The sequence below is a fragment of the Patulibacter brassicae genome (assembly GCF_033949425.1).
GTDB classification, from domain to species: domain Bacteria; phylum Actinomycetota; class Thermoleophilia; order Solirubrobacterales; family Solirubrobacteraceae; genus Patulibacter; species Patulibacter brassicae.
On record NZ_JAXAVX010000002.1, the window covers coordinates 428,482 to 443,806 of the forward strand.

Sequence of the window (15,325 nt, forward strand, 5' to 3'; positions counted from 1 at the left end):
CCCGGCCGCGGGACCGGCGGTCGGGTCAGGCGCCGCGCTGGGGGACGCCGAGCGCCGCGCGCGCCTCGGCGACCGTCGCCGGGCGACGGCCGCTGTCCTCGATCAGGCCGCGGGCCTTCGCGACGAGCTCGCCGTTGGAGCGGGCCATCGTCCCGTCGGGCAGGTAGAAGTTGTCCTCCAGCCCGACGCGGACCGAGCCGCCGAGCGCGAGCGCCGCGGCGAGCATCGTCCACTGGACGCGGCTGATCCCGATCACGCCCCAGTGGTGCGCCCGCCGCTCCCCGGCCGGGCCGTCGGCGACCGGCAGCGCCTCGCCGACGACCGCGAGGTTGTCGGCCATCGCCGCGAGGTTGCGCGCCGTCGGCGGGATGCCTCCGGTGACGCCCATGACGAAGTCGGCGTGCAGCGGGCCCTCGAGCAGTCCCATGTCGATGAGGGGGGCGAGGTTGCCGACGTGCCCGACGTCGAAGCACTCGTGCTCCGGCTTGATGCCGAGGTCGCGCATCGCCCGCAGCAGCGCGACGATCTCGTCGAACGGGTTCGGGAAGATCGTCTGGAAGACGAAGTCCTTGCGCCGCGCCGAGTACTTCGCGTAGTTCATCGAGCCCATGTTCAGCGCGGCGACCTCGGGCCGGCACGCCTCGAGGTACGCGATCCGCTTCTCGACCGGGACGCCGATCGTGCCGGTCGAGAAGTTGATGATCGCGGCGTCGCCGACCTCGTCCCGGATCGCCTGGGAGATCGCGCCGAAGTCCTCGATCTCGTAGCTCGGCCGGCCGTCGGGGGAGCGGGCGTGGATGTGGATGTGCACGCCGCCCTCGTCGACGATCCGCCGCGCCTCGGCGGCGTACTCCGCCGGCGTGTACGGGATCGCCGCGCACTGGTCGCGGTCGGCCAGCGACCCGGAGATCGCGCAGGTGAGGATCGCGGGATGGTCGGTGCTCATCGGGGCTCCAGGACGTCGGCGGACGATCGCGATGGCCGCGCCGCGGGACCGGGAGGTTCGGGCGCGCGGGGCGTCGGCGCTGTCGACGATACGTCCGCCGGGGCCCCGCACGGCCGCGAAGGTCCACAGCGCGAGCCGGTGCGCGTGTGGCACCTGCCCAGCCGCCGGTACGCTGCGCGCCGTGAGCGACGCGACGATCGGGCCCGGTCAGGTGCAGCGCGCGATCGACGATGCCGCCGCGTTCCTCGAGCACGCCGCCGCCGAGCTGGCCCCGCGCACCGCGGCGGAGATCCACGAGGGCGTGCCCGAGCTGCCCGACGCCGCCGCGGTGACGAGCCAGAGCACCAGCGGCGTGCAGGAGCTGCTCGCCGCGCACGCACGGGCGGTGCGCCGCGGGATCCCGCCGCACGAGGTCCACGTCCCGGAGGCGACGCTCGAGCACGCCCGGATGTACGTCCGCCGCGGGATCGAGCTCCCGGTGCTGCTGCGGACCTACCGCGTCGGCCAGGGGGTCCTCTGGCGCCTGTGGATGCGGACGCTCGACGAGCGGACGCCCGACCGGGACGTGCGCCTCGCCGCGCGCGACGCCGCCGGCGAGCTGCTGTTCGCCTACATGGACGTCATCGTCGGGCGGATCGTCGAGGAGTACCACGCCGAGCGCGACCGCTGGCGCCGCAGCCTCGACGCGCGACGCGCCGACGTCGTGCGGGACCTCCTCGAAGGCCAGCCCGTCGACGTCGACGCCGCGGGGCGCACGCTCGGCCGCGATCTCGCCGGGCGCCACCTGGGCGTCGTCCTCTGGACCGACGGCGACGACGCGGCGACCGCGCCGGCGCGGCTCGAGCGCGCGGCCGAGGAGGTGGCCGCCGAGCACGGGGACGGCCGCCCGCTCGTGCTACGGGCGAGCCAGCGCGTCGCGTGGGCGTGGATCACGCCGGCGGCCGGCGGCACGGCGCCACGCGGCGGGGTCCTGCGCCGCGACGGGGTGAGCGTCGCGCTCGGGGAGCCCGGGCCGGGCGTGACCGGCTTCCGCGAGACGCACGAGGAGGCCGTCGCCGGACGCCGGCTCGCGCGCGCCGCCGGCCGCCCGAGCGGGACGGTCGTCGCGTGGCAGCGCTCGGGCCTGCTCGGCCTGCTGGCGGCCGAGCCCGCGCTCGCCCGGCGGTTCGCCCGCCGCGAGCTGGGCCGGCTCGACGTCGACGACGACGCCACGGTGCGGCTGCGGGCGACGCTCGCGACGTTCCTGCGCGAGGGCTCCCACGTGGGGCGGACCGCCGAGCGGCTCGGCGTGCACCCGAACACGGTCGGCAACCGCCTGCGCCAGTGCGAGGCGGCGCTCGGCCGGCCGCTCGACGAGCGGCGCGTCGAGCTCCACGCCGCGCTGCTCGTCCGCGACGGGTTGCGCCACGGCGATCCCGACCGCTGACGGCCCCGGCGTGGGGGAGGGCCAACACGGCCGGCGGAGGCTGTGGAACTCGGACAGGATGGGGGCCCACCGCTGGCCTAGGTTGGCGGCGTGACGGCGACCGCGATCGACCCGCGCTCCGAGAGCCACGCCGCGAACCGCGCGGCGATGGAGCAGCGGCTGGAGGAGCTCGAGGCGATCCTCGACGGCGTCCGCGGCGGCGGGGGCGAGAAGTACGTCGCCCGGCACCGGAAGCGCGGCAAGCTCCTGGCCCGGGAGCGGATCGAGCTGCTCGTCGACCGCGACAGCCCGTTCCTCGAGCTCCAGCCGTTCATCGGCCACGGCAGCGACTTCGCCGTCGGGGGCAGCGTCGTCACCGGGATCGGGGTGATCGAGGGCGTCGAGTGCGTCATCACCGCCAACGACCCGACGATCCGCGGCGGCGCCTCGAACCCGTTCACGCTGCGCAAGGTCCTGCGCGCGAGCGAGATCGCGCTGGAGAACCGGCTGCCGCTCGTGAACCTCGTCGAGTCCGGCGGCGCGGACCTGCCGACGCAGCTGGACATCTTCATCCCCGGCGGGCAGATGTTCCGCGACCTCACGCGGCTCTCGGCGGCCGGGATCCCGACGGTGGCGATCGTCTTCGGCAACTCGACCGCCGGTGGCGCCTACATCCCCGGGATGTGCGACTACACCGTGTTCGTGAAGGGCGGCGCGAAGGTCTTCCTCGGCGGTCCGCCGCTCGTGAAGATGGCCACGGGCGAGGTCTCCGGCGACGAGGAGCTCGGCGGCGCGGAGATGCACGCCACCGTCTCGGGGCTCGCCGACGCGCTGGCCGAGGACGAGCCCGACGCGCTGCGGATCGGCCGCGACATCGTCCGCCGCCTCAACTGGCGCAAGCAGGGGCCGGGCCCACGGACCCCCGCCGCGCTCGTGGAGGAGCCCCTGCACGATCCCGAGGAGCTGCTCGGGATCGTCTCCGCCGACCTGAAGGTCCCGTTCGACACGCGCGAGGTCGTCGCGCGGATCGTCGACGGGTCGCGCTACGACGAGTTCAAGCCCCGCTACGGCACGGCGCTGTCGACCGGCTGGGCCGAGATCCACGGGCACCCCGTCGGGATCCTCGCGAACGTCCGCGGCGTCCTCTTCAGCGAGGAGGCGCAGAAGGCCACGCAGTTCATCCAGCTCGCCAACCAGCGCGACGTCCCGCTGCTCTTCGTGCACAACACGACCGGCTTCATGGTCGGTCGCGAGTACGAGCAGGGCGGGATCATCAAGCACGGCGCGCAGTTCATCAACGCCGTCTCGAACTCCCGGGTGCCCCACGTCGGGGTCGTCGTCGGCGCCTCCTACGGCGCGGCGAACTACGCGATGAGCGGGCGCGCGTACGCCCCGCGGTTCCTCTTCGCCTGGCCCTCCGCGCTCTCGTCGGTGATGGGGCCCGAGCAGCTGGCGGGCGTCCTGTCGATCGTCGCCCGGCAGGCGGCGGAGTCCAAGGGACGCGAGTACGACGAGGACCAGGACGCGGTGGTCAAGGCGATGGTCCGCAAGAAGATCTCCGACGAGCAGGTGGCGCTCATGATCTCCGGCCGCGGCTACGACGACGGGATCATCGATCCGCGCGACACGCGCACCGTCGTCGGCCTCGCGCTCTCGGCCTGCCACTCCGCGCCCGTCCGCGGCACCGACGGCTTCGGGGTGTTCCGCCCGTGAGCGCGGCCGCGACGCCCGGGTCCGTGCCGCCCGCGGACGCGCGCCCGGTCCGCCGGCTGCTCGTCGCCAACCGCGGCGAGATCGCGCGGCGGATCTTCGCGACCTGCCGCCGGCTCGGGATCGGGACCGTCGCCGTCCACAGCGACCCCGACGCCGACGCGCCGTTCGCGCGCGAGGCCGACCTGGCCGTCGCCCTCGGCGGCGCGGCGCCGGGCGAGTCCTACCTGCGCGCGGACGCGATCATCGCCGCCGCTCGCGCCACCGGCGCCGACGCGATCCACCCCGGCTACGGCTTCCTCTCCGAGGACGCCGGCTTCGCCGCCGCGGTGATCGACGCGGGCCTCACCTGGGTCGGACCGGCGCCGGAGACGATCGCCGCGATGGGCTCCAAGCTCCGCGCTCGCGAGCTCATGGAGCAGGCCGGCGTGCCCGTCCTGCCCGGCGCCCGGGTGCCGGAGGACGTCGATCCGGCGGTGCTGGCGGACGAGGCCGCGGCGATCGGCTTCCCGCTGCTCGTGAAGGCGTCGGCCGGCGGCGGCGGACGCGGCATGCGGCTCGTCGAGGACCCCACGGCGCTCGCGGACGCGGTGGCCGCCGCCCGTCACGAGGCCGCCTCGGCCTTCGGCGACGGCACGGTCTTCCTCGAGCGCTACGTCACGCGGCCCCGGCACGTCGAGGTCCAGATCCTCGGCGACCATCACGGGACCGTCAGCGCGCTGCCCGAGCGCGACTGCTCGATCCAGCGTCGCCACCAGAAGCTCATCGAGGAGTCCCCGGCTCCCGCCCTCGGCGCGGAGGTCCGGGCGGCGCTGGCCGACGCGGCGCGCGACGCCGCCGCGGCGCTGGGGTACGTCAGCGCCGGGACCGTCGAGTTCGTCCTCGCCGGCGGCCCGGACACCGATCCCGGCCACCCGCAGGAGGCGTTCTTCCTCGAGGTGAACACCCGCCTGCAGGTCGAGCATCCGGTGACCGAGCTCGTCTGCGGCCTGGACCTCGTCGAGCTGCAGCTGCGGATCGCCGGCGGCGAGCCGCTGCCCCCCGAGGCCGTCGACCCGCCCGCCCGCGGCCACGCGATCGAGGCACGCCTCGTCGCCGAGGATCCCGCGGCGGGCTGGCTGCCGCAGACCGGCCTCGTGGAGCGGTTCTCGTTCGAGGGCGCCGTCGGACCCGCCGAGGACCGCGGCGACGCCTCGACCGTGCTGCGGCTCGACAGCGGCGTGGAGGCCGGCAGCGTCGTCTCGCCGCACTACGACTCGATGCTCGCGAAGGTCGTCGTCCACGCGCCGACCCGCGCGGCGGCGACGGCCCGCCTGGCGGACGCCCTGCGCCGCGCCCGGCTCGCCGGTCCGCGGACGGCCCGGGACCTGCTCGTGCGGACGCTCGAGCACCCGGCGTTCGCCGCGGTCGAGCACGACACGCAGCTGCTCGACGGCCCGGTCCGCGACGCGCTCGCCGTCCCGCTGCTGGGCGGGGAGGCGCTGCGCCCGCTCGCGGCCGCGGCCGCGCTCGCCGGCCAGGCCGCCCGACGCGCGGCCGCCGACGCCGGGAGCCTGGCGCCGAGCGGCTGGCGCAACGTCCCGGCCGTCGCCCAGTCCGTCGCCTACGACGTCGTCGGCGCGCCCCCGGGGGAGGGCCTCGCCGTCGCCTACCGCCTGGACCGCCGCGGCCGGCTCGCCGAGCTCGCGGTCGACGGCACGCCGCTCGTCGCCGAGCTCGTCCGTGCCGACCCGGACGTCGTCGAGCTGCGGATCGACGGCGTCCGGCACCGCTACGCCGTGCACGCCGGCCGCGACGCGCAGTGGGTCGCCACGCCCGAGGGCGAGGTCGGCCTGCGCGAGCGGCCGCGGTTCCCCGACCACGCCGGACAGCTCGCCGCGGGCTCGCTCACCGCCCCGCTGCCCGGGACCGTCCTGCGGGTCCTCGTCGCCGCCGGCGACGCGGTGCGCGCCGGTCAGGCGCTCGTCGTCCTCGAGGCGATGAAGATGGAGCACGAGGTCACCGCGCCCGTCGACGGCACGGTCACCGAGCTCCCGGTCGCCGCCGGCGACCAGGTCGACGGCGGGCAGGTCCTCGCCGTCGTCGACGACGCCGCGTGACGCGGCGCCCGAGGACCCGCACGACCACCGACACCCGACCCCGGACGACGCCATGAGCACCATCGACCCCGACGTCCCCGTCCTGCCCCTGCTGGAGAGCGACGAGCTGCGCGCCGTCCGCGCGGCCGTGCGCGAGATCTGCGAGCGGTTCGGCCACGGCTACTGGCGCGAGACCCACGAGCGGGGCGAGTCGCCCGACGCGCTCTGGCAGGCCCTCTCCGAGGGCGGCTTCATCGGCGTGAACGTGCCGGAGGAGTGGGGCGGCGGGGGTCTCGGCATGCAGGGCCTGATCACCGTCGGCGAGGAGCTCGCCGCCTACGGCTTCAACATGCTGCTGCTCGTCGTCTCGCCGGCGATCAACGGCTCGATCCTCGCCCGCCACGGCACGACGGAGCAGAAGGAGCGGTGGCTGCGCGGCGTCGCCGCCGGCACGACCCGGATCGCCTTCGCGATCACCGAGCCCGACGCCGGCACGAACTCGCACAACCTCCGCACGTCGCTGCGGCGCGAGGGCGGCAAGCTCCTGCTGAAGGGCCAGAAGACGTACATCTCCGGCGTCGAGCAGGCCGACCAGGTGCTCGTCGTCGCCCGCGGCGTGAACGAGGACGGCTCGCTCGGGCTGCCGTCGCTCTGCATCGTCGACGTCGACGCGCCCGGCTTCACCCGCGACCGGATCCCGATGCCCTACCTCGGGCCGGACCACCAGTGGACCCTGTTCTTCGACGACGTCGAGATCGACGAAGACCGCCTGGTCGGCGGCTTCAACGGCGGCCTCGGCCCGATCTTCGACGGCCTGAACCCCGAGCGGATCATCGGCGCCGCGCTGGCCTGCGGCGGCGGGCGCCTCGCGCTGGAGAAGGCGTCGGCCTACGCCCGCGAGCGCCAGGTGTGGAAGACGCCGATCGGCGCCCACCAGGGCGTCGCCCACCCGCTGGCGAAGGCGAAGATCGACCTCGACCTCGCGTGGCTCATGACCCAGAAGGCCGCCGCCCTCTACGACGCCGGCGCCCAGGCCGGCGAGGCCGCGAACATGGCGAAGTACGCCGCCGCCGAGGCCGGCATCGCCTGCGTGGACCGCGGCATGCAGACCCTCGGCGGCAACGGCCTGAGCATCGAGTACGGCATGTCGGACCTCTGGTGGGGTGCCCGGCTGGCCCGCACCGCCCCGGTCAGCGCCGAGATGGTCCTGAACTACGTCGCCGAGCACTCCCTCGGCCTGCCGAAGAGTTATTGAGGGGCGGGCCCCAGGCCGCACGTCGGCCGTCTCGGCGCTCGGGCACGGGTCGGCCGGGTGCGGCCGTCCCGCCGTGACCGCTGTGGCTCTGAGGGGCGGGCCCCAGGCCGCACGTCGGCCGTCTCGGCGCTCGGGCACGGGTCGGCCGGGTGCGGCCGTCCCGCCGTGACCGCTGGGCTCTTGGGGGGCGGGCCCCAGGCCGCACGTCGGCCGTCGCGAGCGGCCGCGGCGACGTCCGTCAGGCGGCGGGGGCGGGGAGCTTCGCGAGGACGTCGCGCAGCTCGTCGACGGTGACGAAGCTGATCGCCAGCGGGTTGACCTTCGACCAGGCGACGGTGCCCTGCTCGTCGATGACGAACGTCGCGCGCTTCGTGCCGAGCAGGCGGGCGTTCACCCCGTAGAGCCGCGCGACCTCGCCGTCGGCGTCCGCCAGCAGCGGGACGGTCAGGCCGTGGTGGTCGCGGAACGCCTCCTTGCTCTCCACGCCCTTGCCGCTGATGCCCACGACGACGGCGTCGAGCGCCGCCAGGTCCTCGGCGCGGTCGCGGTAGGAGCAGAACTGCTTCGTGCAGACGGTCGTGTCGTCGCCGGGGTAGAACGCGAGCACGACGCGCGTGCCGCGGTGCGCGGAGAGGGTGAAGGACCCGTCGGTCCCCTCGAGGGTGAAATCGGGGGCGGGGTCGCCGACCTTCGGAGAGCTGGCCATCGTCCAAGCCTACGGTCCCCCGGGCCGGGCGGATGCGTCTGGCGTGCGGGAGCGCCGTCGATTCCCTCGCCCTTCGAGGCCCCGCCACGCACGGCGTCGAGCGGACCTGCGAGGGTCGCGGGATGGCGCCGGCCGTCCCCGCACCGCCCGTCGATCCGCTGCTCGCCGCGGCGCCCGCCGTCGCGGCGACGACCACCGCGCTGCTCCCCGCGCTGGTCGACGTCTCCTCGCCCTCCGGCGACCACGCCGGGTTCGAGCGCTGCGCGGCGCTCGTGACCGGTGCGCTGCCGGCGGCGGCGTCGGTCGAGCGGATCCCGTGCTCGACCGAGGGCTTCCCGCCCGACCTCCTCGTGCGCGTGCGGGGCACCGGTCGGGCGCGGCTCGTCCTGCTCGGTCACCTCGACACCGTCGTCGCGCACGGCGAGCACCGGCCGTTCGTCGTCGACGGTCCCCGCTGGGACGGCTCGGGGACCTTCGACATGAAGGGCGGCGACGCGCTGGCGGTCGGCGTGCTCGGCGCGCTCGCCGCGCCGGCGGTCCGCGAGCGCTACGCCGAGGTCGCGTTGCTGCTCGTGTCCGACGAGGAGTGGCGCTCCGCGCCGTTCGCCCACGGGGCGCGGTTCGCCGGCTGGGAGGGCTGCCTCTGCTTCGAGGGCGGCGAGCGGACCGACACCGGCGACGAGGCCGTCGTCGTCCGCCGGAAAGCCGCCTCGACGATCCACGTCGCGGCGACCGGCCGCGCCGCCCACGCCGGCAGCCGTCCGGACGACGGGCGCAACGCGCTGGTCGCCCTCGCGCGCGTGGCCACCCACCTCGCCGGGCGCCACGACCCGCGGGGGCCGGAGGCCCTGAGCGTCGTGCCGACGATCCTGCGCTCCGGCGGCGCGCTGAACGTCGTCCCGGACGCCGGCGAGCTCATCTGCGACCTGCGCGCCGACGACCTCGCGAGCGTCGAGCGGGTGCTGGCGACGATCCCCGAGCAGGTCGACGGCGTCGCGCTGGAGTCCTGGCTCGGTCGCCGGTGGCCAGGCATGGACCACCGGTCGGTCGCGGCGCCCGCGCTCCGTCGCGCGGGATCGCTGCTCGGGCGCGCGATCGTCCCGGCGGCGCGCGGCGGGGCCTCCGACGCGAGCCACCTCGCCCAGCACGTGCAGGTCGCGATCGACGGGCTCGGACCGCTCGGCGGCGGCGCGCACGCCGTCGACGAGCACGTCGACGGCCGGACCGTCGGCGATCGCGCCGAGGTGGCGCTCGCCGTCGCCGCCGCGCTCCTGGACCGCTGACGGACGCGGCCACGGCGCCCCGTCGGCACCTCGGCCCGGCGACCGCGCACCCGCGCCTCGTCGCCGGACGCGCCGCGCGCCGGCGCCTCCGGGCCGCGCACCCCGGTGCCGCACGCCCCGTAGGCTCGTCAGCCGTGAGCGAGGCCCCCCGACCGCACCACCCCGACAACCCCGACGAGGAGCTCCTGAACGCCGACCTCGGCGAGGTCGTGGTCGAGCTCAGCGACGAGGAGCGGCTGGACCGGATCCGCGCCGAGCTCTCGCGGGCGTTCACCGCGCTGCGCGACGTCCGCCGCGGCATCACCGTCTTCGGCTCGGCTCGCCTCGGCCCCGGCACGCCGGAGTACGAGCGGACCGTCGAGCTCGGGCGCCGGCTCGCCGCCGACGCGGGCGCGACGGTCGTCACCGGCGGCGGTCCGGGGCTCATGGAGGCGGCCAACCGCGGCGCGCAGGACGGCGGCGGGCGCACGGTCGGCCTGCTCATCGACCTGCCCTTCGAGACCCACGGCAACCCGTACCTCGACCTCGCGATCGAGTTCCACTACTTCTTCACCCGGAAGGTCGCGTTCGTGCGCTACTCGGGGGCGTTCGTCGCCACGCCGGGCGGCTTCGGCACGATGGACGAGCTGTTCGAGGTCCTCTGCCTCGTCCAGACCCAGAAGATCCGGCGCTATCCCGTCGTCCTCTGGGGCACCGCGTACTGGGGCGGGCTGGTGGAGTGGCTGCGCGAGCGGATGCTCGCCGACGGGCTGATCTCCGACGGGGACGAGCGGCTGTTCCGGGTCACGGACGACGTCGACGAGATCGTCGCGATCTGCCGCGCGGCCGCCGACGTGCGCGAGGCCGGCGGCCCCGGCGACCTCCACGGGGCGATGGGCGAGGACTGGCCTCCCGGGCTCTGGCGGCGCTGAGCCCGGCCCGCGAGCGCGCCGTCGCGTCGCGTCCCGGGCACGGCGCGCGGGGGGCGGTACCGTGATCCGCATGGCCGAGCTGCCGATCGAGATCGACGCCGCGACCCTCGAGGACGCCCTGGCGCGCGACGAGGTCGTGCTCGTCGACGTCCGCGAGCCGTACGAATGGGAGGCCGGCCGGATCCCCGGCGCGCACCACGTCCCGCTGGACCAGCTCGGCCCGCGCTCCGGTCGGCCGCCCCTCGACGGGGAGAAGCCGATCGTGTTCCAGTGCCGCGTGGGCGGGCGCTCGCTGCTCGCGGCGCAGGCGTTCCGCCAGCACGGCTATCCGGCGGCGTCGCTGCAGGGCGGGATCCTCGACTGGGCGGCCGGGGGACGGGCGCTCGAGCCCGACGGCGGCACGGTCGCCGAGCACTGACCGCGTGGCTGGCGGCTAGCCGCTCCTTGTTGCTAGGGACTACAGCTTAGGTCGTCCTAGTACCATGGGGTCATGGAGACGGTCCCGACCACGCCCACCGCGGACGAGCAGCTCGTCGCGCGGCTGCGCGCGGCGGGGCTGCGCGTGACGCCGCAGCGCCTGGCGCTGCACCGCCTGCTCGACGGCGCCCCCCGCCACGTCACGGCCGAGGCGCTGCTGCGCGAGGCCGCCGGTGACCTGCCGGGCCTCGCGCTGCCGACGGTCTACTCGACGCTCGAGCTCTTCGCCGAGCTCGGGATCGTGCGGCGCGTCGCGGCACCGGGCGCCGCGCGCTACGACACGAACGCCACGCCGCACGACCACTTCACGTGCACCCGCTGCGGGGCGCTCATCGACCTCGACACCCGGGCCGGGCGCGCCGCGGCCCGCAAGGCCGCCGAGGACGCGGGCCACCAGGTCGACGCCGCGACGGTCGTCGTGAGCGGCCTCTGCGCCGCCTGCGTGGCGACCTGACCCCCGTTTCGGGGGATCCGGATCGCCGGGCGCCGCCCGGCCGGCCCGAACAGGGGGCGCCCGCCCCGCTGCCCGCGCCGCCGGGGAGATGCGAGGAAGTACGATCATCGGCATGTCGACCGATCTGTCCTCCGGCCTCTACACCATCCCGGAGGAGCTGCTCGAGTTCCGGGACGCGGTCCGTCAGATCGCGCAGGAGCAGATCGCGCCGCGCGCCGCGGAGATCGACGAGCGGGGGGAGTACCCCTGGGACGTCCGCAAGCAGCTCGCGGAGGCCGACATCCTCGGCCTCCCGATCGAGGAGCAGTACGGCGGGATGCACATGGGCACGCTCATGCAGCAGCTCGCCGTCGAGGAGATCGCGAAGGTCTGCGCCTCCTCCGCCCTGATCCAGATGATCCAGGAGCTCGGCTCCCTGCCGATCACGCTCTTCGGCTCCGAGGAGCTCAAGCAGCGCTTCCTCCCGAAGATCGCCACGGGCGAGCACTCGCCGGCGTTCGCGCTCTCCGAGCCCGAGGCCGGGTCGGACCCCGCGTCGATGAAGACGACCGCCGTGCGCGACGGCGACGAGTGGGTCATCAACGGCTCGAAGAACTGGATCACGAACACGTCGATCGCCGACTTCTACGTCGTCTTCGCGAAGACGAACCCCGAGAGCAACCGGATCACGGCCTTCGTCGTGGAGTCCGACCGCCCCGGCTTCTCGTGGGGTCCGCTGGAGAAGAAGCTCGGGATCAAGGGCTCGCCGACGGGCTCCCCGGTGCTCGAGGACGTCCGCGTCCCGCACGAGAACGTCATCGGCGAGGTCGACAAGGGCCTCTCCGTCGCGCTCGGCACGCTCGAGCGCACGCGCCTCGGCGCCGCCGCCCAGGCGGTCGGCATCGCCCAGGGCGCGATCGACTACGCGACCGCGTACGCGAAGGAGCGGATCGCGTTCGGCAAGCCGATCGCGACGTTCCAGGGCCTGCAGTGGAAGCTCGCCGACGCCGAGACCCGCGTCGCCGCCGCTCGCGAGCTGCTCTACAAGGCCTGCTCGGTCGTCGACAACGTCCCGCGCGGCTCGCGCGAGGTCGGCAAGTGGACCTCGATGGCGAAGCTCATGGCCTCCGACACGGCGATGGCCGTGACCGTCGACATGCTCCAGATCCTCGGCGGCTACGGCTACGTCAAGGACTACCCGATGGAGCGCTTCATGCGCGACGCGAAGATCACCCAGATCTACGAGGGCACGAACGAGATCCAGCGCGTCGTCATCGCGCGGTCGATGCTCGGCTGACCGAGCGCTCGCGCTCCGCGTCGGCCGGCACGACCGCCCGGCGCGGTTGCGTACAGTTGCACGATGGCTGCTCGTACCCTGCTGGCCGGTGCCGTCGGGCTCTGCGTCGCGTGCACGATCACGGTGGTGCTCGGGGCCTGGGCCGGCGAGCCGCTGCTGCGGGGCGTGCAGACGCTCGGCACCGCGCTGACCGCCCTCGGCGCGATCTCGGCGGTCGTCGGCTGGGGCGTCGGTCGCCTGAGCGACTACCGCAGCCCGGCCAGCGACGAGGACTTCGAGCGGGTCGTCGAGCGCGCGGAGCGGCTGGCCGCCGAGGGCCTCGCGGTCGACCCCGAGGAGTCCGAGTTCCTCGCGCACGACCCGTACGCCGACCAGGGCTTCGAGGAGCTCGTCCGCGAGGCGCTCGACGAGCTGCCGGACCTCCTGCGCGGCGTGCTCGACACGAACGTCGCGGTGGTCATCTCCGACGACGGACGGCGCCACCACGCCTACGGCCTGTACCGCGGCGACGGCGCCGTGCACGACACGACGTCGGACCAGATCCTCATCTTCCGCGACACGCTGCGCCGCGACTTCGGGCACGACCCGGAGCTGCTGCGCGAGCAGGTCCTCATCACGGTCCGCCACGAGCTCGCCCACCACGTCGGCTTCGACGAGCTCGGCGTGCGCGACCTCGGGCTCTAGCGCTCGGTCGCGTCGCGCGCGCCGCCGGCGCGCGCCTCCTCCTCGACGAGCGCGGCGAGCGCGTCGGCCGTCTCCTCCAGCCCGGCGACGACGGCGGCGAGGACCCGGACCCCGGCGGCGCGATCGGCGGCGTCGATGCGGCGCGCGATCGCCGTGCGCCAGCCCTCGACGACGTCGCGCCGCTCCGCGACGCGCTCGCGACCCGCGGGCGACAGCGCGAGGCGCACGACGCGCCGGTCGCTCGGGTCCGGTCGGCGCTCGACGATCCCCTGGTCCACGAGCTTGCGGATCATCGTCGTCGCCGTCGGCGGCGACAGCCCGGCGCGCTCCGCGAGCTGCCCGACGGGGAGCTCCGCCTCGCAGCGCAGGAGCGGCTCCAGCAGGTGGTACTGCGGCAGCGACAGGCCACCGCCCTGGTGCTGGTTGCCGTAGCCGCGCAGGCGACGCGTCGCCCGGAAGAGCTGCCGCAGCTGCTCGGCCAGCTCGTCGGTCGCCGGATCGTCGCTCGGCGCGGCGGCGGGTCGGTCGGTCGCGCGCTCGGGCCCCGAGGTCATGAGGGTGCTAACAATACGCGTCGCTCGCGCGCCCGGGAGGCCCCCGGCGGCGACCTCCTCCCTCATGTCCAGCACCTCGCTCCTGCGCGACCGCTCGCTCATGGCGGTCGCCGCCGTCGTGATCGTCGGCGCGATCATGTCGATCCTCGACACGACGATCATCAACGTCGCGCTCCAGGACCTCTCCCGGGACCTCGACGCCCCGATCGAGACCGTCCAGTGGGTCGCGACGGGCTACATGCTCGCCCTGGCCGCCGTCATCCCGCTCACGGGCTGGGCGTCGGAGCAGTTCGGCGGCAAGCGCGTGTGGATCATCGCCGTCGTCCTCTTCACGCTCACCTCCGCGCTCTGCGGCGCCGCGCAGAACGTCGAGCAGCTCATCGCCCTGCGCGTGCTGCAGGGCGTCGGCGGCGGGATGATCATGCCGATCGGCCAGATCATGCTCACGCAGAAGGCCGGGCCCCAGCGCGTCGGGCGGGTCATGAGCATCATCGCCGTGCCGATGCTCCTGGCGCCGATCTTCGGCCCGACGCTCGGCGGCCTCATCGTCGACCACCTCTCGTGGCGGTGGATCTTCTTCGTGAACGTCCCCGTGGGCATCATCGGCGTCGCCCTGGCGCTGCGGGTCCTGCCGGCCTCGGAGGGGCACGGCGGCATGCGGCTGGACTGGCTCGGCGCGATCCTCTCGAGCATCGGCGCGGCGGCGCTCGTCTTCGGGCTCGCCGAGACGGGGGAGAAGGGCGGCTTCGAGGGCCCGATCACGTGGGCCCCGATCGTCGTCGGCCTGACGCTCATCGTGCTGTTCGTCCTGCACGCCCGGCGCACGCCGCACGCCCTGATCAACGTCGGCCTCTTCCGCAAGCCGGGCTTCAGCAGCGCCTCGGCGACGACGTTCGTCCTCGGCGCGGCGATGTTCGGGTCGATGATCCTCCTGCCGCTGTACTTCCAGGTCGCGCGGGGGGAGGACGCCACCACCGCCGGCCTGCTGCTCATCCCGCAGGGCCTCGGCATGGCGTTCGCGATGCCGGCGAGCGGCGCGCTGACCGACCGGATCGGCGGCGGCGTGCCGACGCTCGCCGGCGTGGCCGTCCTCATCGTCACGTCGCTGGTGCTCGCCGGCGTGGGCGGCGACACCTCCTACGTGCTGCTGAGCGCGGTCCTCTTCGTCCGCGGCCTCGGCATCGGCTTCGCGATGATGCCCTCGATGGCGGCGGCGTACGCGACGCTCTCGCCCGCCGACGTGCCGCGCGCGACGACCGCGCTGAACGTCCTGCAGCGCTGCGGCGGCGCGATCGGCACCGCCCTGCTGACGGTGGCGCTGACGCGGGCCCTCGACGATCGCGGCTACTCCGGCAGCGTCGGCGAGCACTCGCCGGTCGGCACCGTGCCGCCGCAGGTCGCCGACGGCCTGGCCGGCGCCTTCGGCGACGCGTTCACCTGGGCGGTCGTCATCACCGTCGTGTCGGTGATCCCGGCGGTCGTGCTGGCGGTCGTGGAGCGGCGCGCGCGTCGGGCGCGGGCCGCCGGGGGCGGCCCCGTGAGCCCGGTCGAGCGCGCGACCGCCGCCGCGGTCAACGAGCTGTAGC

The 15,325-nt window shown here is 75.1% G+C and carries 14 protein-coding genes; 11 read left to right on the top strand and 3 right to left on the bottom strand.

Annotated features, from left to right (window positions below; all coding sequences use genetic code 11):
* Positions 1-25: 25 nt before the first annotated feature.
* Positions 26-946 carry a BKACE family enzyme gene (locus tag SK069_RS07065; RefSeq protein WP_319953492.1) on the bottom strand — a complete coding sequence of 307 codons (921 nt, stop codon included), beginning with the start codon at positions 944-946 and terminating at the stop codon, positions 26-28.
* Positions 947-1,127: 181 nt separating this feature from the next.
* Here SK069_RS07065 and SK069_RS07070 point away from each other — a divergent pair, with 181 nt between their 5' ends.
* The 4 genes from SK069_RS07070 to SK069_RS07085 all read left to right on the top strand — a co-directional run bounded on the left by SK069_RS07070 (position 1,128) and on the right by SK069_RS07085 (position 7,394).
* Positions 1,128-2,372 (top strand): PucR family transcriptional regulator, encoded by a 1,245-nt coding sequence (locus SK069_RS07070; protein ID WP_319953493.1) that lies wholly within the window; start codon positions 1,128-1,130, stop codon positions 2,370-2,372.
* A 147-nt stretch (positions 2,373-2,519) separates the two neighbouring features.
* A complete protein-coding gene (locus SK069_RS07075; protein WP_406628268.1) occupies positions 2,520-4,064 on the top strand; it encodes an acyl-CoA carboxylase subunit beta in 1,545 nt (514 codons plus the stop codon).
* On the top strand, positions 4,061-6,160 hold the full coding sequence (locus tag SK069_RS07080) for an ATP-binding protein (RefSeq protein WP_319953495.1): 2,100 nt from the start codon (positions 4,061-4,063) through the stop codon (positions 6,158-6,160). The genes SK069_RS07075 and SK069_RS07080 overlap by 4 nt, the downstream gene beginning before the upstream one ends.
* An 82-nt stretch (positions 6,161-6,242) precedes the next feature.
* Positions 6,243-7,394: an acyl-CoA dehydrogenase family protein gene (locus tag SK069_RS07085; protein ID WP_406628269.1), complete on the top strand. Its 1,152-nt coding sequence runs from the start codon at positions 6,243-6,245 to the stop codon at positions 7,392-7,394.
* 238 nt (positions 7,395-7,632) lie between these two features.
* Here SK069_RS07085 and SK069_RS07090 read toward each other — a convergent pair whose 3' ends face one another.
* On the bottom strand, positions 7,633-8,100 hold the full coding sequence (locus tag SK069_RS07090; RefSeq protein WP_319953497.1) for a peroxiredoxin: 468 nt from the start codon (positions 8,098-8,100) through the stop codon (positions 7,633-7,635).
* A gap of 122 nt (positions 8,101-8,222) precedes the next feature.
* Here SK069_RS07090 and SK069_RS07095 point away from each other — a divergent pair, with 122 nt between their 5' ends.
* The 6 genes from SK069_RS07095 to SK069_RS07120 all read left to right on the top strand — a co-directional run bounded on the left by SK069_RS07095 (position 8,223) and on the right by SK069_RS07120 (position 13,185).
* Entirely contained in the window at positions 8,223-9,383 is a 1,161-nt protein-coding gene (locus tag SK069_RS07095) for a M20/M25/M40 family metallo-hydrolase (RefSeq protein WP_319953498.1), read from the top strand.
* A gap of 134 nt (positions 9,384-9,517) precedes the next feature.
* Positions 9,518-10,294 carry an LOG family protein gene (locus SK069_RS07100; RefSeq protein ID WP_319953499.1) on the top strand — a complete coding sequence of 259 codons (777 nt, stop codon included), beginning with the start codon at positions 9,518-9,520 and terminating at the stop codon, positions 10,292-10,294.
* A gap of 70 nt (positions 10,295-10,364) precedes the next feature.
* Positions 10,365-10,712 (top strand): rhodanese-like domain-containing protein, encoded by a 348-nt coding sequence (locus tag SK069_RS07105; RefSeq protein WP_319953500.1) that lies wholly within the window; start codon positions 10,365-10,367, stop codon positions 10,710-10,712.
* A 72-nt stretch (positions 10,713-10,784) separates the two neighbouring features.
* Positions 10,785-11,225, top strand: a complete 441-nt coding sequence (locus SK069_RS07110) for a Fur family transcriptional regulator (RefSeq protein ID WP_319953501.1) — start codon at positions 10,785-10,787, stop codon at positions 11,223-11,225.
* Positions 11,226-11,337: 112 nt separating this feature from the next.
* Complete coding sequence (locus SK069_RS07115; protein WP_319953502.1) at positions 11,338-12,501, top strand: acyl-CoA dehydrogenase family protein; 1,164 nt, start codon at positions 11,338-11,340, stop codon at positions 12,499-12,501.
* Positions 12,502-12,564: 63 nt separating this feature from the next.
* Positions 12,565-13,185, top strand: a complete 621-nt coding sequence (locus SK069_RS07120; protein WP_319953503.1) for a metallopeptidase family protein — start codon at positions 12,565-12,567, stop codon at positions 13,183-13,185.
* Here SK069_RS07120 and SK069_RS07125 read toward each other — a convergent pair.
* A complete protein-coding gene (locus tag SK069_RS07125) occupies positions 13,182-13,805 on the bottom strand; it encodes a MarR family winged helix-turn-helix transcriptional regulator (RefSeq protein ID WP_319953504.1) in 624 nt (207 codons plus the stop codon). The genes SK069_RS07120 and SK069_RS07125 overlap by 4 nt on opposite strands.
* On the opposite strand from SK069_RS07125, the gene SK069_RS07130 reads away from it, so the two are divergent.
* Positions 13,804-15,324 carry a DHA2 family efflux MFS transporter permease subunit gene (locus SK069_RS07130; protein WP_319953505.1) on the top strand — a complete coding sequence of 507 codons (1,521 nt, stop codon included), beginning with the start codon at positions 13,804-13,806 and terminating at the stop codon, positions 15,322-15,324. The genes SK069_RS07125 and SK069_RS07130 overlap by 2 nt on opposite strands.
* Position 15,325: the final 1 nt, after the last annotated feature.

Coding starts and splice junctions, on each gene's coding strand:
- SK069_RS07125 (WP_319953504.1), bottom strand. CDS start 13,805: ATGAGGGAGGAGGTCGCCGCCGGGGGCCTCCCGGGCGCGCGAGCGACG.
- SK069_RS07115 (WP_319953502.1), top strand. CDS start 11,338: ATGTCGACCGATCTGTCCTCCGGCCTCTACACCATCCCGGAGGAGCTG.
- SK069_RS07075 (WP_406628268.1), top strand. CDS start 2,520: ATGGAGCAGCGGCTGGAGGAGCTCGAGGCGATCCTCGACGGCGTCCGC.
- SK069_RS07105 (WP_319953500.1), top strand. CDS start 10,365: ATGGCCGAGCTGCCGATCGAGATCGACGCCGCGACCCTCGAGGACGCC.
- SK069_RS07095 (WP_319953498.1), top strand. CDS start 8,223: ATGGCGCCGGCCGTCCCCGCACCGCCCGTCGATCCGCTGCTCGCCGCG.
- SK069_RS07065 (WP_319953492.1), bottom strand. CDS start 946: ATGAGCACCGACCATCCCGCGATCCTCACCTGCGCGATCTCCGGGTCG.
- SK069_RS07130 (WP_319953505.1), top strand. CDS start 13,804: ATGTCCAGCACCTCGCTCCTGCGCGACCGCTCGCTCATGGCGGTCGCC.
- SK069_RS07120 (WP_319953503.1), top strand. CDS start 12,565: ATGGCTGCTCGTACCCTGCTGGCCGGTGCCGTCGGGCTCTGCGTCGCG.
- SK069_RS07110 (WP_319953501.1), top strand. CDS start 10,785: ATGGAGACGGTCCCGACCACGCCCACCGCGGACGAGCAGCTCGTCGCG.
- SK069_RS07090 (WP_319953497.1), bottom strand. CDS start 8,100: ATGGCCAGCTCTCCGAAGGTCGGCGACCCCGCCCCCGATTTCACCCTC.